General features: G+C 64.1%; 20 protein-coding genes. 4 read left to right on the forward strand and 16 right to left on the reverse strand.

The annotated features are described in order from the left end of the window. Positions 1–17: 17 nt before the first annotated feature. Positions 18–941, reverse strand: coding sequence for a ribokinase (rbsK, locus tag B9A19_RS16200; RefSeq protein WP_084092107.1), 924 nt, complete (start codon positions 939–941; stop codon positions 18–20). Positions 942–1,285: 344 nt separating this feature from the next. On the opposite strand from rbsK, the gene B9A19_RS16205 reads away from it, so the two are divergent. From B9A19_RS16205 to ytfE, 4 genes are all read left to right on the forward strand, one after another. Continuing rightward, complete coding sequence (locus B9A19_RS16205; RefSeq protein WP_084092109.1) at positions 1,286–1,753, forward strand: RrF2 family transcriptional regulator; 468 nt, start codon at positions 1,286–1,288, stop codon at positions 1,751–1,753. 410 nt (positions 1,754–2,163) lie between these two features. Further along, entirely contained in the window at positions 2,164–4,434 is a 2,271-nt protein-coding gene (locus B9A19_RS16210) for a nitric-oxide reductase large subunit (protein WP_084092111.1), read from the forward strand. 78 nt (positions 4,435–4,512) lie between these two features. Next, on the forward strand, positions 4,513–4,776 hold the full coding sequence (locus B9A19_RS16215) for a DUF2249 domain-containing protein (RefSeq protein ID WP_084092113.1): 264 nt from the start codon (positions 4,513–4,515) through the stop codon (positions 4,774–4,776). Between the two features lie 31 nt (positions 4,777–4,807). Further along, positions 4,808–5,527, forward strand: coding sequence for an iron-sulfur cluster repair protein YtfE (gene ytfE / locus B9A19_RS16220; RefSeq protein WP_084092115.1), 720 nt, complete (start codon positions 4,808–4,810; stop codon positions 5,525–5,527). Between the two features lie 229 nt (positions 5,528–5,756). On the opposite strand, the gene ubiT is transcribed toward ytfE, so the two are convergent. From ubiT to narJ, 15 genes are all read right to left on the reverse strand, one after another. Further along, entirely contained in the window at positions 5,757–6,173 is a 417-nt protein-coding gene (ubiT, locus tag B9A19_RS16225) for a ubiquinone anaerobic biosynthesis accessory factor UbiT (protein ID WP_217807096.1), read from the reverse strand. Next, the gene (locus tag B9A19_RS16230; RefSeq protein WP_084092116.1) at positions 6,163–7,071 is read right to left on the reverse strand and encodes a U32 family peptidase; all 909 of its coding nucleotides are present in this window, start codon (positions 7,069–7,071) and stop codon (positions 6,163–6,165) included. Before B9A19_RS16230 ends, ubiT begins: the two co-directional genes overlap by 11 nt. Then, the gene (gene ubiU / locus B9A19_RS16235; RefSeq protein ID WP_084092117.1) at positions 7,062–8,078 is read right to left on the reverse strand and encodes a ubiquinone anaerobic biosynthesis protein UbiU; all 1,017 of its coding nucleotides are present in this window, start codon (positions 8,076–8,078) and stop codon (positions 7,062–7,064) included. Before ubiU ends, B9A19_RS16230 begins: the two co-directional genes overlap by 10 nt. A gap of 78 nt (positions 8,079–8,156) precedes the next feature. After that, positions 8,157–8,831 carry a response regulator gene (locus B9A19_RS16240; protein ID WP_084092118.1) on the reverse strand — a complete coding sequence of 225 codons (675 nt, stop codon included), beginning with the start codon at positions 8,829–8,831 and terminating at the stop codon, positions 8,157–8,159. A gap of 16 nt (positions 8,832–8,847) precedes the next feature. Beyond that, positions 8,848–10,779 carry a type IV pili methyl-accepting chemotaxis transducer N-terminal domain-containing protein gene (locus tag B9A19_RS16245; protein ID WP_084092119.1) on the reverse strand — a complete coding sequence of 644 codons (1,932 nt, stop codon included), beginning with the start codon at positions 10,777–10,779 and terminating at the stop codon, positions 8,848–8,850. Further along, positions 10,776–11,267 carry a cyclic pyranopterin monophosphate synthase MoaC gene (gene moaC, locus B9A19_RS16250; protein ID WP_084092120.1) on the reverse strand — a complete coding sequence of 164 codons (492 nt, stop codon included), beginning with the start codon at positions 11,265–11,267 and terminating at the stop codon, positions 10,776–10,778. Before moaC ends, B9A19_RS16245 begins: the two co-directional genes overlap by 4 nt. Before the next feature lie 31 nt (positions 11,268–11,298). Continuing rightward, entirely contained in the window at positions 11,299–11,778 is a 480-nt protein-coding gene (locus B9A19_RS16255; RefSeq protein WP_217807097.1) for a molybdenum cofactor biosynthesis protein MoaE, read from the reverse strand. 2 nt (positions 11,779–11,780) lie between these two features. After that, positions 11,781–12,053, reverse strand: a complete 273-nt coding sequence (locus B9A19_RS16260; RefSeq protein WP_245804362.1) for a MoaD/ThiS family protein — start codon at positions 12,051–12,053, stop codon at positions 11,781–11,783. Then, the gene (locus B9A19_RS16265; protein WP_084092121.1) at positions 12,050–13,255 is read right to left on the reverse strand and encodes a molybdopterin molybdotransferase MoeA; all 1,206 of its coding nucleotides are present in this window, start codon (positions 13,253–13,255) and stop codon (positions 12,050–12,052) included. Before B9A19_RS16265 ends, B9A19_RS16260 begins: the two co-directional genes overlap by 4 nt. Beyond that, positions 13,248–13,754: a molybdopterin-guanine dinucleotide biosynthesis protein B gene (gene mobB, locus B9A19_RS16270; protein ID WP_084092122.1), complete on the reverse strand. Its 507-nt coding sequence runs from the start codon at positions 13,752–13,754 to the stop codon at positions 13,248–13,250. The genes B9A19_RS16265 and mobB overlap by 8 nt, the downstream gene beginning before the upstream one ends. After that, entirely contained in the window at positions 13,751–14,410 is a 660-nt protein-coding gene (locus B9A19_RS16275) for a carbonic anhydrase (RefSeq protein WP_084092171.1), read from the reverse strand. The genes mobB and B9A19_RS16275 overlap by 4 nt, the downstream gene beginning before the upstream one ends. 14 nt (positions 14,411–14,424) lie before the next feature. Then, positions 14,425–15,423: a GTP 3',8-cyclase MoaA gene (moaA, locus tag B9A19_RS16280; RefSeq protein WP_084092123.1), complete on the reverse strand. Its 999-nt coding sequence runs from the start codon at positions 15,421–15,423 to the stop codon at positions 14,425–14,427. A 105-nt stretch (positions 15,424–15,528) separates the two neighbouring features. Then, positions 15,529–16,263, reverse strand: a complete 735-nt coding sequence (locus B9A19_RS16285) for a peptidylprolyl isomerase (RefSeq protein ID WP_084092124.1) — start codon at positions 16,261–16,263, stop codon at positions 15,529–15,531. 48 nt (positions 16,264–16,311) lie between these two features. Then, positions 16,312–16,995, reverse strand: a complete 684-nt coding sequence (gene narI / locus B9A19_RS16290; RefSeq protein ID WP_084092125.1) for a respiratory nitrate reductase subunit gamma — start codon at positions 16,993–16,995, stop codon at positions 16,312–16,314. Positions 16,996–17,010: 15 nt separating this feature from the next. Next, positions 17,011–17,685: a nitrate reductase molybdenum cofactor assembly chaperone gene (gene narJ / locus B9A19_RS16295; protein WP_084092127.1), complete on the reverse strand. Its 675-nt coding sequence runs from the start codon at positions 17,683–17,685 to the stop codon at positions 17,011–17,013. Between the last annotated feature and the right edge of the window lie 20 nt (positions 17,686–17,705).

Consider the following 17,705-nt stretch of genomic DNA (forward strand, 5'->3'; position numbering starts at 1 on the left):
TGTGCTCCGGCAGAGGATCAATGCGTGGCGGCCAGGCCGACTGCATGTTGCAGATGCGTGCGCAGGAAGTGCTCCAGCGTGGCCAGATCGGGCATGCCACCCTGAGCACCAGCCTTGGTGACCGACAGCGCGCCTGCCGCGCTGGCACGCCACACCGCTTCGGCCAGCCCCAGCGGCCAGAATGCGGCCAGTGCACCGTTGAAGGTGTCGCCAGCGCCGGTGGTATCGACTGCTTCTACCTTGAAGCCAGGCTGATGTTGCAGTTGCCCTTGGCCATCACTGAACCAGGCGCCATCTTCGCCCTTGGTCATCACCACGCGGGCGGGCATCTGCGCGACCAGCGTTTCCCAATCCGCATCCGCGGCCCTAAGGGTGATGCCCAGTTCAAATTCATTCGGCGTGAGCAATGCAACGCACTGCAACAGCTCAGCGGCCAGCGGTGTGGCGGGGGCGGGGTTGAGTATCAATGGCTTGCCATGCCGTGCCGCCAGCAGGGCCGCATGTTCAACCGTGGCCAGCGGCACTTCCAGCTGGGTCAGCACCACATCGCAGTCGGCAAATGCCGCCTCGGCGGCATCCAGATCGGCGGGCAGCAGCAAGGCGTTGGCACCCGGCACCACCACGATGGCATTTTGCGCATCACACAAGGTGATCTGGGCGATGCCGGTAGCAGCCTCATCGGTTTGCTTGAGCCAGCGCACATCTATGCCCTCGGCAATCAGGCCGGCTTTCAGGGCTGCGCCAAAACCATCGTTGCCCACACAACCCAGCATGGTGACCTGTGCCCCCAGCCGTGCCGCAGCAACCGCCTGATTGGCTCCCTTGCCACCGGGATGGGTGGCAAAATGCTGGCCAAACAAGGTTTCGCCCGGCCGTGGAAAGGCGTTGCTTTCCACCACCAGATCCATATTGATACTACCCACTACCAATACACGGGTCACGACCGGCTCCTGGAGTTGCTGCCTTGAAAAATCGCAGCCACGACCACTTGTAGAGTGACAGGGCTGAAAGCTGTTTGCTAAAACGTAATCAGCAAATGCGGATTGCAGTTATACCAGACAAATGTAGTGCCTGAGAATGAGACTACGTGTATTACCTTATCGAAAAGGGCCGCGCACGGAAGAGCCCCGTTGCGAAGTTGGAGAGATGCTAGCTGGCTAGAGCAGGTATGAAAGCACGGCAACGGGCTGATTGATCAAAAATGGGAAAAATGCTGGCCAGGCATGGCCAGGACCCACAAAGTTGTATACTGAATGAATGATTTTATGCCTGCACGGGCCCCAGCATGCGCCTGAACGCCTTTACCGATTACAGTCTGCGAACATTGATCTACCTGGCCGTGCAGCCGGAAGGGCTGGCCACGCGGGCGCAAATTGCTGCCGCGTACGACATCTCGGACAACCATCTGATGAAAGTGGTGCACTTTCTGGCCAAGGCCGGTTTGATTGACACCACGCGCGGCAGGGGCGGCGGAATGAAGCTGGCCCGGCCCGCAAACGAAATCCGCGTCGGCGAGCTGGTGCGGCTGTGCGAAGCCGACGTGCCGGTGGTCGAGTGCTTTGACGAAGCGCTGCAGGGCCATTGCCGCATCGACGGCATGTGCGTGCTCAAGCGTGCGCTGTTCGAGGCGCGCGAGGCGATGTATGCCGCCCTCGACCGCTACACCCTGAATGATCTGGCCGGTAACCGGCAGGCGCTGGCCGGGCGGCTGGCCGTGATCCATTTCGACCCGGCAGCCGATAGCCCGCGCTGATCTCCGCTGCCACGGCCAGCGCCTGCCTGACCCGTACCCTGCATTTTCTCTGCTGATATACCCATGTTGATTGCTGCACGCCGGCTGAGCCGGTGATCGGCGCGCGTGTCTGCAATCCCCGCCTGCCCGGACGATATCCGGCTGCACCTGCCCGGCCAGCCCGGGCCTGCTTGTTGCGGCAGATGAAACGCCAGACTGTGTGAATCCACACGCCAACACTTGCCATCTTCCTCTTGCTGCATGCCGGGTCTTTGTTAATCAAAGGCTTGTGCCTGTTGCCGGCACAGGCATGCACGTTTCCTTGCTGCCGCAAGTGCGTGCCCGGTCCTTAAATATGTAAATTATTTGCATATTATGACGCGCGATGCATAATGTGCATGTTGAATACATTTTATGAGGGAGGGCGTGTCATGAGCGGATTGAGCCGAAGGTGGCGCTGGCTGCTGGCTGTTTTCTTGTTGTCGTTCGCGGTGCTGGGCTGGGTCGGGCGCGAGATTTATCTGGCCAAGCCGCCGATACCGGCGCGCATCGTCAGTAGTGAGGGGGTGTTGCTGTATCGCGGCGAGCAGGTGCAGCAGGGGCAGTCCGCCTGGCTGGCGGCCGGCGGGCAGCAGGTAGGGTCGGTGTGGGGGCATGGCAGCTATGTGGCGCCGGACTGGTCGGCCGACTGGTTGCACCGGGAAATCACCGGCCTGCGCGATGTACTGGCGCGCAAGCAGTTCGGCCAGGGCTTCGCTACGCTGGACGCTGCCGATCAGGCTGCGATCATGGCGCGAGTGAAGGCAGACATGCGCAGCAACAGATACGACGAGGCGACCGGCACGCTGACCGTCAGCCCCGAGCGCGCGCAGGTCATTGCCGCGCTGGCGGCACATTATCAGGGCCTCTTCGGCAGTGATGCCGCCAGCAACCCGCTGCGCAGCCAGTATGCAATGATGCCCGGCAGCATCCGCGATCAGGCTGACCTGCAGGCACTGCCGGCATTCTTCTTCTGGTCGTCGTGGGCTGCGGCGACTGATCGCCCCGGCACCAGCGGGTTGAGCTACACCAGCAACTGGCCGCATGAACCGCTGATCGGCAACGTGCCGACTGCCGGCACCGGCATGTGGTCGATTGCCAGCGTGATCCTGTTGATTGCCGGCATTGCTGCAATGATCTGGTATCACAACGCCCATGGCGAGACGGGTGACCCTGTCGCACCGGAGGCCGACCCGCTATTCAGGTTGCAGCCGACCGCGTCGATGCGGGCCACGCGCAAGTATTTCTTCGTGGTGATCGCGCTCATCCTGCTGCAAGTGGTCATGGGTGTGGTTTCGGCCCACTACTCGGTGGAAGGGCAGCACTTCTTCGGCCTGCCGCTGGGTGAAATCCTGCCTTTCGTGGCCAGCCGTACCATGCACACCCAGCTGGGGGTGCTGTGGATTGCCACTGCCTGGCTGGCAACCGGCCTGTATATCTCGCCGGCGCTGTCGGGGCACGAGCCCAAGGGGCAGGTGCTGGGGGTCAATCTGTTGTTCTGGGCGCTGATCGTGGTAGCGCTGGGCTCGCTGCTGTGTGGCTGGGTGGGCACGCAGGAAAGGCTGGGCACGCAATTTGCCTTCTGGCTGGGCAATCAGGGTCTGGAATACACCAGCATGGGGCGCGTGTGGCAGATTGGCCTGTTCATCGGCCTGCTGCTCTGGCTGGCCTTGATGGGGCGGGCGCTGTGGCCGGCGCTGAAACAGCCGGGCGAAAGCCGTGGCCTGATCTGCATGGTGTTCCTGTCGGCGATGTGCATCGGCCTGTTCTACGCCTCGTCGTTGATGTGGGGGCAGCGCAGCCACTATTCGATGATTGAATACTGGCGCTGGTGGCTGGTGCATCTATGGGTGGAGGGTTTCTTCGAGGTCTTCGCCACGGCAGTGATCGCGCTGATTTTCAGCCGGCTGGGCCTGATTCGCGCCGCCGTTGCCAATGCAGCCATCGTGCTGGAAACCATCGTGTTCCTGTTCGGCGGCATTCTGGGCACGCTGCACCACCTGTACTTCACCGGGACACCGACGGCGGTGATTGCCATCGGCGCGGTGTTCTCGGCGCTGGAAGTGGTGCCGCTGACCCTGATCGGCTTCGATGCGGTGGCCATGTACCGCCGCAGCAAGGCAGCGCCGTGGGTGGCGGCCTATCGTTGGTCCATCCTGTGCTTTGTTGCGGTCGGTTTCTGGAACATGGTGGGCGCCGGCCTGCTCGGCTTTGCCATCAATCCGCCGATTGCCCTCTATTACGTGCAGGGCCTGAACATGACCCCGGCGCATGGCCACGCGGCACTGTTCGGTGTCTACGGCATGCTGGGCATCGGGCTGATGCTGTTCTGCCTGCGCGGCCTGTATCCGCGCGAACACTGGCAGGACAAGCTGCTGGCGCCGGCCTTCTGGTGCATGAACATCGGGCTGGCCATGATGGTGTTCATGTCGCTGCTGCCGGCCGGCATTTACCAGGCGTATCACAGCATCAACAGCGGGCTGTGGCTGGCCCGCTCGGCCGAGGTGGTGCAATCGGGCGTCATGCACACGCTGGTGTGGCTGCGTGTGCCGGGTGACATCGTGTTCTCGATCGGCGTGCTGTTCCTGGCGCTGTTTGCCTGGCGGCTGCTGCAGGGCCGTGCACGCCGGCAAGCAGCAAGCTATGCAGGGGCGACTGCCTGATCAGTCCTGGTGCGTTTTCCATTCATTTCACAGCGCGGGCGGCAGGGGCTGCCCGCTGCCCGACACAGGAGTAAACCCATGGCACACGATTGTTCAATTCCCGTCATTCAGGACGGCGTTTACGGCTTTGATGCGCGCGGGGTTGCCCGCCGCTTTCGCCATGCGGCAATTTTCGGCGCGCTCGATGTCTTGCAACCGGGCGAAACCATGCGCTTTTGCAATGACCACGATCCGCTGCCGCTGCTGACGCAGATCGAGCAGCGTTTTGCCCAGCGCGTGCAGATCCGCTACGTGCAGCGCACGCCTGGCGAAATCATCATCGATTTCCGTATTGCGGCCTGATGCCGACACCCGTTTCCAAGGAGTTCCAGACATGAATACCCGTCAAGATACCGTGTCCCCCGTACAGGCCGATGCCGCACTGGGGCAGATTGCCGTTGCCTTGCCCGGCGCTACTGCCGTCTTTCGCCGCCTCAAGCTCGATTACTGTTGCGGCGGGCAGATCAGCCTGCGGCAGGCGGCTGCCAACAAGGGCTTGAACCTGGATGACCTCGTGGCAGAGCTGGCGGCGCTGCAGCGTAGCGACGCGCAGCCGGCAGCGCAGGATGCCGGCACGCTGATAGACCATATCCTCACCCGCTATCACGAGGTGCACCGGGTGCAGCTGCCCGAACTGGTGGCCATGGCTCGCCGTGTCGAGGCAGTGCACCGCGATCATCCCGCAGTGCCGGCAGGGCTGGCGGCCCTGCTTGCGCATATGGAAGAAGAGTTGCTGTCGCACATGGCGAAGGAAGAGCAGGTGCTGTTCCCCATGCTCAAGGCCGGCGGCAATCCTTTCGTCGTTCACCCCATCGGCATGATGCGCGCCGAGCACGTCGACCACGGCCTTGCGCTGGACAGACTGGCCGAGCTGACGCGTGATCTGACGCCACCCGAGGACGCATGCACCACCTGGCGCGCACTCTATGCCGGCATCAACCAGCTGCGTGACGACCTGATCAACCACATCCATCTGGAAAACAACGTGCTGTTTCCGATGTTCGACACTGCCGCGACCACATGTGGCCCGACTGCCTGCGCCTGCGGCGGTTGACCGGGCAATTGACCGGATACAGGAATGACAAGGCCGGCTCCCTCGCGGGGCCGGCCCTGTCATATATAAGAGCCGCTAACAAAACCCGGTGTAGCGGTGCAGGCAAGGCACGCGAAGACAGTACAAGGCGTACGGCCAGTGAGCGTAACGCCGCTGGCAGGGTTTTGTTCGCGACTCTGATAGATGGAAAGCACGGGACCGCAGCGGCCGGATCATCGCTGCGCGTTGGCTAGCGCCAGCTGGGGCGCTCCAGGCTATCCAGCCAGTTCTTGACCAGCAAACCCAGCTCGACATCGCCCTCGACGCGCAACTTGCGCATGAAGAACAGGGTGTCCGCATCCGCCTTGCCTTGCAGCAGCGCAATGAAATCCGCTGCGTCGGCACAGAGTTCAAGATCGACCTGCTGCTGCCAGCTGGGCAGGAAGTGTTGCCGCTCGCAGCGGAACGGGTGGCGCAGGCCCAGATCGTGCACCGTAATGGCAAAGCTGCGGCCATCCAGCTCGGCCGGCGGGCGCAGCCAGCCGACGAGGCGCGCAGCTTCAAGCACGCCAGCAAGCTGCAGGCTCAGCAAGGGGCGAGGAATCCGTTTGCCCAGGCGTGCCAGCACCGCGCTGCGGTGCAGCCATTTCATGTCTTCAGTGCGCATGTCGATGGGCCTCGTTCTCTATCCAGTCCAGCCCGGGGTGACCAAACCAGTAGCCATTGCAGCGGGGCATGCCGTCGGGCAATACCGAGGGTTGTGGCGCAGCGCCATGGCGGGCTGCATCCAGCCAGGCAATCACTTCCAGCGTGCGTTGCGATTGCGGGCTGACGCGCAGCACATCCACACCCATGGCGGCCAGCTCTCCGGCCTGTGCCAGCAGGTCCAGCACGTGGCCGGATTGGGTCTGTATGCCGTTGATGGCCAGAAAATCGACTGATTCGCGCGTGCGCATGTCCAGTCCGTCCGGGTGCTCTATGCAACGGAAGCCGCAATTGTCCTTGTGCAGCTTGTAGTACCGCGCGGTAAAGCAGCGTGCCGAGCTGGCCAGCGGCATGCGGCCCCACACCATGACTTCGCTCTGCAACGATGCGGGTTTTTCCCGCAACAGCGTCTTGAGATCGGCGCGGTTGAGTTCCAGCGGCGTGACAAAGCGTTGCGCGCCCAGCCCGGCCAGCCATTGCAGCGTGTTGCCGTTGTAGGCATTCAGATGCGGGCCGGCGATAAAGCCGCGCCCGTCCAGATTGAGGATCACCCCCAGCTCGCCGACTTCGATCATGTAGTCTTGCTGCTCGGTAATGCGCCGTATCATCGTGGTCTCCGCGCCGGATTCGACCAGCGTGGGGGTGCACAGCACTACCTGCTTGCCGGCCGCCTGCAGCTCGGCGGCCAGTGCCAGCCAGTCGGGCAGGCGCAGTTCGTGGCGGCGGCTGCACACGGTTTCGCCCAGATAAACGATGTCCACCGGGCTGTCGGCGATGCGGGCGTAGAAATCGAGCGTGGTCTGGCGCGGCCAGTAATACAGCAGCGGGCCGAGGGCAATCCGGTATTGGTTCATTTCCATGGTCGCTCGAAAGCGCCTTGCGTGGTTTGCGAGCCCTCGGCGTGCCTTGCCAGCGTGGCTTGCCACGCCGGTTTTTGCGAGTAACGATCCGGGGCTGTCTGAAGACTGTCGATGGCGGCGCGCAGCGTGGAGACCACGTCGCGCACATAGGCCGGGCTGCGCTGGCGCCCCTCGATCTTGATTGCGCGCACGCCCATGGCGGCCAGCTGTGGCAGCAAGCCCAGCGCGTTCAGGCTGGTGGGTTCCTCAAGGGCATGATCCAGCTGGTCCTGCACCTCGAAACGCCCCTTGCACAGCGTGGGGTAGGCGGCCGGCTCGCCCGGGGCATAGCGGTCGATCAGCAGACCATTGAGGCGAGCCTCAAGATGGCCGTGGCTGTCGTGCCAGCGCACTGCGTGTGCGGGCGAGCACACGCCCTTGTTGTTGGGTGAATCGCCGGTGGCATAGCTGGACAGCAGGCAGCGCCCCTCGGCCATCACGCACAGGCTGCCAAAGCCGAATACCTCGATGTCCACCGGGCTGGCGCGAGTGATTTTTTCGATCTCGGCCAGTGTCAGCACCCGGGGCAGCACCACGCGGCTGATGCCGAACTCGCGGTGCATCAGTGCAATGGCATCGGCGTGCGTGGCCGAACCCTGCACTGACAGATGCAGGCGCAGCGCCGGATAGCGCATGCGCGCATAACTCAGCAGCCCCGGGTCGGCCAGGATGACGGCATCTGCCCCCAGGCCGCAGGCGGTATCGACGGCGGTCTGCCATTCATGATCACGGCCGGGCTGGGCAAAAGTGTTGATGGCGAACAGCACCTTGCGGCCCATGCGGTGCGCCAGCGCGATGCCGGTTTTCAGATCGTCATTGCTGAAATTGAGCCCGGCAAAGTTGCGCGCGTTGGTTGCATTGCGCAGGCCCAGATACACGGCATCGGCACCGGCTTCCAGCGCGCCCTTCAGCGCAGCCAGACTGCCTGCCGGCGCCACCAGTTCCATCTTGGGGGTAGGCTTGGTCATGCGCCGATTCTAGGCTTTCAGTCTGCCCCGGCCTTGTCCCCGGTCAAGGTTTGCAATGAATCCAGCCGGATCGGTCTGTCAGTTGCCGTCGCCAGCGGCACCGGCATTCAGGCCGTGCTCGACGGCATACACGGCCACCTGCACCCGGCTGTTCAGATTGAGCTTCTTGAGGATGTTCTGCACGTGGATCTTGACCGTGCTCTCGGCCACATCGAGATTGCGGGCGATTTCCTTGTTGCTCTCGCCGCGCGCCAGGCACTGCACGATTTCGCGCTCGCGGGGGGTCAGACGGTCCCGCTCGCCAGCGGGCGACGCGGCAGGGCCGCTGCCCTGGACGCGGAATTGCGCCACCAGCTTGGCCGTCATGCTGTCGGCGATTACCGCCTCGCCCCGGTCGGCACGGCGGATGGCGTTGACCAGCGCCTCAGCATCGATGTTCTTGACCAGATAGCCATAAGCGCCGTTGCGCAGTGCCTGGCCCAGCTCGTCCGCCTCTTCGGAGACGGTGAGGATGATGACCGCTGTCTCGGGCAGGTCCTGCACCAGCAGTTGCAGCGTTTCCAGCCCCGACAGCCCGGGCATGTTGAGGTCGAGCAGGATGACATCCGGCGTGTGCTCCTTGGCACGCTTGATGCCTTCGACGCCATCGGCTGCCTCGGCAACCACCTCCATGTCCGGCTCGCGCTGCAATAATTGCTTCACGCCGGAGCGGAACAGGCTGTGGTCATCGATCAGGAGTATGCGTATGGTCATGGGGCATCCATCGGGTTCAGGCTGCGCGCCGCTCGCTGGACGGCAGCACGAGTTCGACCCGTGTGCCGCCGCCGGGGCGTGATGTCATCGTCAGTTGCGCATTCAGCCGGTCGGCGCGTTCATGCATGATGTGCAGGCCGACGTGCGGTGTGTCTCGCTCAGCGACTTCGGCAGGGTCGTAACCGTCGCCATCATCGCTGATCCGCATGCGAAAGTCGCGCTGGTTGCTGATTTCCACATCAACCGCACTGGCGTGGGCGTGCTTGCGCACATTGGACAGCGCTTCCTGCAGGATGAACAGCACCTGCAGTTGTTCCTCGGACGGCAGCGGTTGCCCGGCGGCGTCTTCAACATGCAGGCTGACTGCCACGCCGGACTGGCGTTTGAAGCGCGCCACCGTATCCTCGATGGCGGCAATCAGTTCGCCCTGGCCCAGCTTGCTGCGGAAATTGACCAGCAGCTCGCGCACGTCCTGATAGCTTTCATCAACGCCGGTGCGCAGCAGCGGCACGACCTCGCGTACCTCGGCCCAGCGCTCGCGCTGCACGGCGCTGTCCAGCATCTGCACCTGCAGGTTCAGGAAGTTCAGCCCCTGCGCAATGCTGTCATGCAGCCCTTGCGCGACCAGATTGCGTTCCTCGGCCACGGCCAGTTGCCGCGCCTTGGCGCCAAGTCTGCGGTTGACCAGCGCCACGCCCAGATGCTGGCCCAGTGCATCCAGCAACTGCGCTTCGGCAGCTGGCACCGCATGCGTATTGCGGAAATGCAGCGAGAACGAACCCAGCACCTCGTCATGCGTTGCAACGCGAAATACCGCCAGCCCCCTGAAGCCGGCATTCGCGCATTGCAGCGCCTCCGGGTTGGCCAGCTTGCGGAAATCGCGGATAACCACCGCGCCTTGCTGCGTGGCCTCGCCGCAGTAGCACGCGTGTACGCGCATGCAGTGCTCGGCTTCTTCCAGCGATTCGGTCAGCCCTTCGGAAACGACCAGATGCAGCTTTTCGCCGGTGGGGTCCAGCACGCGTATGCTGCCGCCGTCGGCGTTGAATTGCTGCATCACGCGCTGCAGAAAACCCTGGCACAGGGTTTCGATGTCCAGTGGCTGGTTCAGGAAGGCCGTCATGCCATACAGCAGGCTCAGCTCGCGGTTCTGTTGCGCCAGTTGCGCGGTTTTTTCCTGCACGCGCTCGCCCAAGTCGCGGTATAGCCCCTCCAGCGTGTCGGCCATATTGTTGAAGCCCTGCGCCAGTACGCCGAATTCATCCCGGCTTTCCACCGGCAGGCGTACGCTGAATTCCCGCTCGGCCATGCGTTGCAAGCCGTGCTGCAGGCGCAGCACCGGTGCGACGATCCACATATACAGCAGGTAGATCATGGCCAGCGTGCCCAGAAAGGCGATCACGGCAAGCACGGCCTGCGACAGGCGCAGCAGCGTGGTTTTACCCGCGTTGTCGGCCTCTATCATCTGTACGAGCTGGTTGGCCTGATCAACGAAAGGCTGCAATGCCTGCAGATAGCTGTCGCGATCCGTACCGGCCAGCGCCCGGCTGGCGGCAGGTTGCAGCGTGCTGGTCCAGAGCGTGCGCACTTTGCCCATTTGCGCGAGGATGGCCGGGTCATCAGGCAGGAACAGCGGCCGCGACGGCACGCCGGTTTGCAGGCGGGCCAGGGTGTCGGTCTGCGCGGACAGGTCGAGCTGTATGCGTTGCGTGTGACCGCTGTCGGTGCGCAGCAGCTCCAGCCCGATGCGGTTGGCGCGCATGCGGAGGCTGCCGGCATCGTTGATTGCGGCACCTGCGCCTTCAAGCTGCCAGGACAGCCAGAGTGTCCAGCCTATCATCGCCAGCACGCCAAGCAGCGCAACCAGCGAGCTGATCACGATGCGTGCCGACAGGCTTTCGCGCGGGGAGGGCGGGGTGACGCCCAAACCGTCGGAATCGGCGCTCATGGGTGTGGCTCCAGTTCTTGGGCAGTCCAGCAACCGGAGCGGCCACCCGATTTTTCCAGCAGGCGCACGGCGTTGATCTGCATGCCTTTGTCTGCTGCCTTGCACATGTCGTAGATGGTGAGCAGCGCGATGCTGGCTGCGGTGAGCGCTTCCATTTCCACACCGGTCTGGCCGGTGGTTGCTGCGGTGACCAGCACATCCACCTTATTGTATGCGCAGCGGAAGTCGACGGAAACGCGGGTCAACGCCAGCGGGTGGCACAGGGGAATCAGTTCTGCCGTGCGCTTGGCCGCCATGATGGCGGCAATGCGCGCCACGCCCAGCACATCGCCTTTGGCGTGCTGGCCGCTTTCGATGCGCGCCAACGTGTCTGCTTGCATGTGGATGCTGCCCGTAGCCACCGCTTGCCTGTCCGTGGCGGCCTTGCCGCCGACATCGACCATATGGGCGTTGCCGGCGGCATCGAAGTGGTTCAGCACGTCGTTCATGGTTGTACTGCGTTGTGCCGTACTTGTTGCGTCATCGTGCCGCATCGTGGGCCTGCCATTGCTGCAATGCTGCGTCGTCCGCGTGCTTAGCGTCCACCCAGCGGTGTTGCGCGCCATGGTGTTCCTGCTTCCAGAACGGCACGGTCGATTTCAGGTGATCCATCAGGTAGTCGACCGCATGCAGCGCTGCCTTGCGGTGCGCTGCGGCGGTCAGTGCCAGCACGATGCGCTCGCCCGGCTGCAGGGTGCCGATCCGGTGGATGATCACGACGGCATCAAGTGCAAAACGCACGGCGGCGTCGCTGGCCAGCGCATGCAGGCTGCGTTCCGTCATGCCCGGGTAGTGCTCCAGCGTCAGCGCGGTCAGCGCATGGTTGCCCGCCGGGTCGTTGCGCACCTGCCCCACGAAGCTGGCGATGGCACCGCAACGCCGCAGCGGGTCGGCCAGCCGGGCCAGCTCGGCATCAAGACTGAAGTCGTCGTGCTGCACGCGCACATGGATGTCGGCCATGGTTAGCCCCCGGTCACCGGTGGAAACACGGCTACCTCGGCGCCGTCGGGAATGCGGGTTGCCGGCGTGGCCATGTGCTGGTCGACCGCGACGCGGAATGGTTTGTCGCCGGACAGCTCGCTGGCCCAGATGCCGCCGCGCTGGCGCAGGTGGGCCAGCAATGTGGCGACATCATGGTTGCTGCCGGGCAGCGTGATGGTTTCGGCATCGCACGCCAGCGCGTCGCGCAGCCGGGCGAAGTAAAGCAGGTGGATTTGCATGCCGGCGGCATTCATGGGGCAATCAACTCCGAAAGCAGATGGCATGGTGCCGGGCTGCCGGCCGACAGGGTTGTTTGTGGCGGTACCTCGATCAGCACATCGGCCTCGGCCAGGGTGGCCAGTGCCGCCGAGCCCTGCTGGGCAAAGGGTTGCACCAGCAGCATGCCGTTGTCGTATACACGCCGGGCGCGCATGAAGTGCGGCCGCATGTCGCGGTTGTGCACGGCCTCGGTCAGCGGCAGCAGCTGCATGGTGTCGGCTGACGGCGTGCCGCCGGCCGCGCGACGGACCAGCGGGCGCGCCAGCAGCAGAAAGGTGACTGCTGCCGCAACCGGGTTGCCGGGCAGCGCCAGAAACGGCTTGCCGCACAGATGGCCGAAGGCAAAGGGCTTGCCGGGTTTGATGGCGACTTTCCAGTGGTCGATCCCGCCCAGCATGCTGGCTGCATGACGCACATGGTCGGCATCGCCGACCGAGGCACCGCCCGAGCTGATGACGATATCGCAGCATGCTGCTGCATCGGCCAGCCGCTCGCGCGTGGCTTCCGGGTCATCGGGCACTTGACCGAGGTCGATTGCATCGGCGCCACAGGCGGTCAGCAAGGCCAGCAACTGGGGGCGGTTGGCATCGTGGATGCGGCCTGCCGTCAACGGCTGCCCGGCGGGCACCAGCTCGCTGCCGGTGGACAGCACGCCCACGCGCGGGCGCAGGTGGACATCCAGCTCGGCGATGCCCTGTGCAGCCAGCAGGCCGATATGCAGCGGGCGCAGCGTTGTGCCTTGTTCCAGTAGTCGGGTGCCGGCCGCAAGCTCGCTGCCGCGCACGCGCATGTGGGCGCCATACACCGGGGCCTCGGCCAGCTGCAGCAGCTTGCCGTCCACACGCACCTGTTCCTGCGGCACTACGCTCTGGCAGCCAAAGGGCAGCGGGGCGCCGGTCAGCACGCGCAGTGCCTGGCCGGCACGCAGCGCGCCTGTCGCGCTGCTGCCGGCTGCGGCATAGCCGATGATTTCGTACTGCCCGAGCGGGCGGGCGGCGTCTACTGCGACGGCATAGCCATCCATCGCGCTGTTGTCGAAACCGGGCAGGTCGACTGTTGCACGCAGCGTCTGTGCGCAAATCCGGCCTACTGCAGCAGACAGCGCCACGCACTCGCTGGCTGGCGCCGGCAGCGCTATCCGCGCGAGTTTGTCGCGCATGGCTTGCAGCTCAAGCATGATGGCCTCCCAAGGCACGGGCGATGATGAAGCGTACGATGTCGGCCGGTCGGTTCAGGTCCAGCACGGGCAGCGGGCAATCGAGCTGCGCGTCGCTCGCGACGGCCAGCAGATCGGGGTGCTCAGGGTAGAGCGGAGGCTGGCCGAGGTCGGGGCGGAAGACTTCGAGGCGCGGTATCGGATAGTGCTTGAACCCCTCGACCAGGGTCAGGTCGGCTGGCGCCAGCCTGGCCCATTGTTTGGCCAGGTCTGGCTCGGCCTCGTGCCGCAGCTCGTGAAAGATCGCGTAGCGGTATGGGGTGGCCAACAGCACCTCCGCCGCGCCGGCCGCGCGAAAGCGGGCACTGTCCTTGCCCGGTGGTTCGAACTGCACGTCATGGTGGCTGTGCTTGATCACGTTCACCCGCAGCCCTTGCGCGGCAAACAGCGGCAGCATGGTTTCGATCAGTGTGGTCTTGCCACTGCCCGAACGGCCGATCAGTCCGAATACCTGTTTCATTCCTGCTCCATATCCCTTGATGCGACCAGCGGCAGAAAACCGTCCGCGCGTGGCGAATAGGCCAGCAGCGTTCCTGCTTCGAGGTCGAAATACCAGCCGTGCAGCGTCAATACGCCTTCGGCTACCCGGCGCTGCACCCAGGGAAATGTTTCCAGGTTGCGCAGCGACACCAGTATGGCGGCCATTTCGCACGCGCGGCGACGCTCGCCTGCATCGGCCTCGGGCATGCGTCGCTCGATTTCGTCGCGCGCCGGGGCAACGATCTGCATCCAGCGCGTGATGAAGTCGGTTTCGTCGCTGCCCGACAGCCGTTCTTCCAGCAAGGCGCGGATGCCGCCGCATTGGGCATGGCCCAGTACGATGACGCGTGCCACGCCCAGCTGTGCCACGGCAAACTGCACGGCCGATGTCACACCGGCGATATGCTGGGCCGGGTCGAACGGCGGCACCAGATTGGCCACGTTGCGCACGGTGAATATATCGCCCGGATCGCACCCCAGCAGCAGCGCGGGATCGACGCGCGAATCGCAACAGCCGATCAGCAGCGTGCTGGGGCGCTGCCCTTGCAGCAAATCGCTGTACAGCGCGCGATCATGGCCGAAGTATTGCTGCTGGAAGCGCTGAAAACCGTCGATGAAACGTTGGAGGTCGTGCATGGCGCGGTCCGGGTTCAACCGCCGGTCTGCGACATGAAGCGCACGATTTTGGCTGGCTGGCTGCTGAAGTCGTGCCGTTCCGGCTTGACGGCGATTGCGTCGATGATGGCCTGTCGCAGTTGCGCATCATCCGCGCCGGCGCGCAGCATCGCGCCCAGCGCAACCTTGTCTTCCTGCCCGAGGCAAAGGTGCAGCGTGCCGTCCACGGTAAGGCGCACGCGGTTGCAGGTGGCGCAAAAGTGCTGTGACATCGGTGTGATCACACCCAGGCTCATCGTGCCGTCGGCCGTGGTCCAGTAGCGCGCCGGCCCGGCACCACTGCCCTTGATCGCGGGCAGCAGCGCATGGCGCTCAGCCAGTTGCATGCCAAGCCGGCTGAGATTGATGGCGCCTGCCTGTCTGCCGGTATCGCCCATCGGCATGGCCTCGATCAGCCGCAGGATGAAGCCGTGGGCGATCGCGAACCCGACCATGCGCTCGACCTCCGCATCGTTCACCGCTGGCTGCACCACCATATTGAGCTTGATTGGCGCAAAACCTGCCTCTTTGGCCACACGCAGCCCGGCGAGCACATCGGCCAGGCAATCGCGGCCGGTGATGCGGGCAAAACAGTCGTGATCCAGTGTATCGAGGCTGATGTTCAGCCTTTGCACCCCGGCCCGGCGCAATGCCGCTGCATGGTGGGCGAGTTGTGTGCCATTACTCGACAAGGACAGGTCGTGCAGGCCCGGCAGCGCGGCCAGCGCCGCAGCCAGGTCGGGCAGATTGCGTCGCAGCAGCGGCTCGCCCCCGGTCAGCCTGACCTTGCGTACACCCAGCCCGACAAAGAGGCCCACCAGGCGGGTCATCTCGGCGTGGGTCATCCAGTTGGCCGGTTCCTCGAAACCCTTGAAGCCCTTGGGCAGGCAGTAGGTACAGCGCAGGTCGCAGCGGTCGGTCACCGATACGCGCAGGTAATCGATGCGGCGCTGGAAGGAGTCGATCAGGACGGGTGGGGCACTATCCGTATTCATGGCTGGGAACCGAAACGAGCTGTCTTGATTTTGCGCACCGGCGCCACTTTAGACCATATGCAGGAGGGACTAGTCACTCTGCCAGCCACCCGACCCCGCCGTTTGCTATTGCAGCAAGGGGCTGTCGGCAATGTCGAGGTCGATGCCAGTGATGCGTGCACGGCTGGCCAGCACGCGCAGGTATTGGCGCCATGCAGCATCGCGGCTGGCCTGTTGCAGTGCCTCGGCAATCTGCGTGCAGACCTGCTCATAGGGCAGCAAGCGGCCTGCGATGCGGTGCACCACCCGCACAATGTGCAAGCCGAAACGCGTTTCGACCACCCGTGGCACGATGGCGCCCTGGTCGGCCGAAAACAGTACCCGCTCGAACTCGGGTACCGTGTCGCCCCGGCCCAGCTGGCCGAGGTTGCCGCCCAGCGTTGCGGAAGGGCAGTTGGACAGCTTGCGTGCCTGTTCGCCAAATTGCGCAGGTTCGGCCAGTAGATCGGCCAGCGTTTGTTCAGCCAGACCGCGCAGCGCCGGCAAGGGCACCCGCTCGGTCACCTGGAACAGGATATGTTCGGCCTCGACCAGTTCACCGACGGTGAACCGGGCCGGGTTTTGCGCGTAGTGGCGGCGGCAGCTGGCGTCGTCGGCTTCGGGCACGGTCACTTCGTGCGCCAACAGTGCGGCGATGGCGCTGTCCTCGTCGGTGGCTGGCAGGCCCAGCCGGTGTGCTTCGTCGCGCAGCAGATGCCGCAGGATGACGGCCATGGTGGCCAGATGCAACGTATCGTGTCCGGGCAGTTCGGCGGCGATTTCGTCGTCGGTGATTTCGTGGTCATTGACGGTAATGGGCATGATGAGCTCCTTGGCCGGGCCGGTGCTGCCGGCCCGGCGTTGCCGGTTCTAGCGCGGGCGGACCAGCTGCCAGGCGCGGCCCAGATAGGTGACCGAGGCAAAGCCGCTCCACACGTGTACCAGCCGGGTGAACGGGAAGATCACGAACAGCGTCATGCCCATGAACAGGTGCAGCTTGAACAGGGTATCGGCGCCGATGATGAACAGCGCGGCATCACCCTTGAAGGTGACGATATGCTGGGCCCAGGTCATCAGCAGCACCATCATGTGGCCGTCGAGGTGACCGGCCGAGACGAAGATGGTCGACAGGCCGAGCAGCAGCGTGACGAGTATCCACAGCAGCAGGATCTTGTCGCCGGTGCGCGTCTGCGCCGCCAGGCGCGGGTCGGACAGCCGGCGATGCAGGAGCAGCAGCAGACCGGCCAGGCACAGCGTGCCGAGTATGCCGCCCGCCGTCATGGCCACCAGCTGCTTGAAGGTGTGGCTGATGCCGAGCGCATCCCAGACCGCCACCGGGGTCAGCAGGCCGGCCAGATGACCGAAAAACAGCCCGATGATGCCGATGTGGAACAGGATGTTTCCGAGGCGCAGATTGCCCCGGTGCAGCAGCTGCGAGCTGTCGCTTTTCCACGTGTATTGCTCGCGCTCGAAGCGGATCAGGCTGCCGAGCAGGAAGATGCACAGCGCGATATAGGGATAGATGCCGAAAATGAACTGATGCAGGTAATCCATGATGGTCTCCTGGGCTTAAGACTGCGACCCCGGCGGGGTGTGCGCCTGGCGGGAGGGATTGCGGGGGTGGAAATGCAATGGCTGTACGCCATCCATGGCCGGTTTGAGCAGTGGTTCGACGCCATCGGCGCCGGGGCCGAATGTTTCCAGTGCTTCGTCCATGTCGCGTACCGGCGGGTCGGTCTGTTCCTGCGGCACCACGTCGGTCAGCGAGCACAACACCATGAAAACCGTGGCATAGGGGCTTTCATTGCGCGCCAGCCGCGCGCCGATGGCGGCCAGTACGTGGATGGCATCGCCCAGCAATGCTTCGGCCTTGGTGTCGTCGCACAGGCTGAGGTATTCAAGAAACAGCGGCACGTGGTCGGGCAGCTCGGCGGCATGCGGCTCATAACCGTGCTGCAGGTATTCGTGCAGCAGATCGACCATGGCCTGGCCACGATCACGGCTTTCGCCATGCACGTGCTCGAACAGGTGCAGCGAATGCGCGGGGTTGCGGTCGAAGGTTGCAACGTAGTTTTCCTGCAGTTCAACCAGGGAGTACCGGCCCAGAAAAGCGGTCAACGGGGCCAGTGTCTGCCGTGCCTCGGGATGGGCATGCAGCGCAGTGTCGATTTCGTCCAGTGCATCCAGCAGATCCGGTTCTGGATAGCTGAGCAGCGCGGACAAGATGCGGTAGAGCGTGTTCATGTGCGGATTTCCTTGTGCAA

Origin of the sequence: Andreprevotia lacus DSM 23236 (assembly GCF_900176275.1) — a bacterium.
Classification (GTDB): Bacteria; Pseudomonadota; Gammaproteobacteria; order Burkholderiales; family Chitinibacteraceae; genus Andreprevotia; species Andreprevotia lacus.

Bases quoted from the DNA above. Each gene is read 5' to 3' on its own strand.
- B9A19_RS16245 (WP_084092119.1), bottom strand. From the start codon at position 10,779: ATGAGCGCCGATTCCGACGGTTTGGGCGTCACCCCGCCCTCCCCGCGC.
- moaC (WP_084092120.1), bottom strand. From the start codon at position 11,267: ATGAACGACGTGCTGAACCACTTCGATGCCGCCGGCAACGCCCATATG.
- narI (WP_084092125.1), bottom strand. From the start codon at position 16,995: ATGGATTACCTGCATCAGTTCATTTTCGGCATCTATCCCTATATCGCG.
- moaA (WP_084092123.1), bottom strand. From the start codon at position 15,423: ATGAATACGGATAGTGCCCCACCCGTCCTGATCGACTCCTTCCAGCGC.
- B9A19_RS16210 (WP_084092111.1), top strand. From the start codon at position 2,164: ATGAGCGGATTGAGCCGAAGGTGGCGCTGGCTGCTGGCTGTTTTCTTG.
- B9A19_RS16230 (WP_084092116.1), bottom strand. From the start codon at position 7,071: ATGGAAATGAACCAATACCGGATTGCCCTCGGCCCGCTGCTGTATTAC.
- mobB (WP_084092122.1), bottom strand. From the start codon at position 13,754: ATGAAACAGGTATTCGGACTGATCGGCCGTTCGGGCAGTGGCAAGACC.
- B9A19_RS16205 (WP_084092109.1), top strand. From the start codon at position 1,286: ATGCGCCTGAACGCCTTTACCGATTACAGTCTGCGAACATTGATCTAC.
- B9A19_RS16285 (WP_084092124.1), bottom strand. From the start codon at position 16,263: ATGCCCATTACCGTCAATGACCACGAAATCACCGACGACGAAATCGCC.
- ubiT (WP_217807096.1), bottom strand. From the start codon at position 6,173: ATGCGCACTGAAGACATGAAATGGCTGCACCGCAGCGCGGTGCTGGCA.
- ytfE (WP_084092115.1), top strand. From the start codon at position 4,808: ATGAATACCCGTCAAGATACCGTGTCCCCCGTACAGGCCGATGCCGCA.
- B9A19_RS16260 (WP_245804362.1), bottom strand. From the start codon at position 12,053: ATGAATGCCGCCGGCATGCAAATCCACCTGCTTTACTTCGCCCGGCTG.
- ubiU (WP_084092117.1), bottom strand. From the start codon at position 8,078: ATGACCAAGCCTACCCCCAAGATGGAACTGGTGGCGCCGGCAGGCAGT.
- B9A19_RS16265 (WP_084092121.1), bottom strand. From the start codon at position 13,255: ATGCTTGAGCTGCAAGCCATGCGCGACAAACTCGCGCGGATAGCGCTG.
- B9A19_RS16215 (WP_084092113.1), top strand. From the start codon at position 4,513: ATGGCACACGATTGTTCAATTCCCGTCATTCAGGACGGCGTTTACGGC.
- B9A19_RS16275 (WP_084092171.1), bottom strand. From the start codon at position 14,410: ATGCACGACCTCCAACGTTTCATCGACGGTTTTCAGCGCTTCCAGCAG.
- B9A19_RS16255 (WP_217807097.1), bottom strand. From the start codon at position 11,778: ATGGCCGACATCCATGTGCGCGTGCAGCACGACGACTTCAGTCTTGAT.
- B9A19_RS16240 (WP_084092118.1), bottom strand. From the start codon at position 8,831: ATGACCATACGCATACTCCTGATCGATGACCACAGCCTGTTCCGCTCC.
- narJ (WP_084092127.1), bottom strand. From the start codon at position 17,685: ATGAACACGCTCTACCGCATCTTGTCCGCGCTGCTCAGCTATCCAGAA.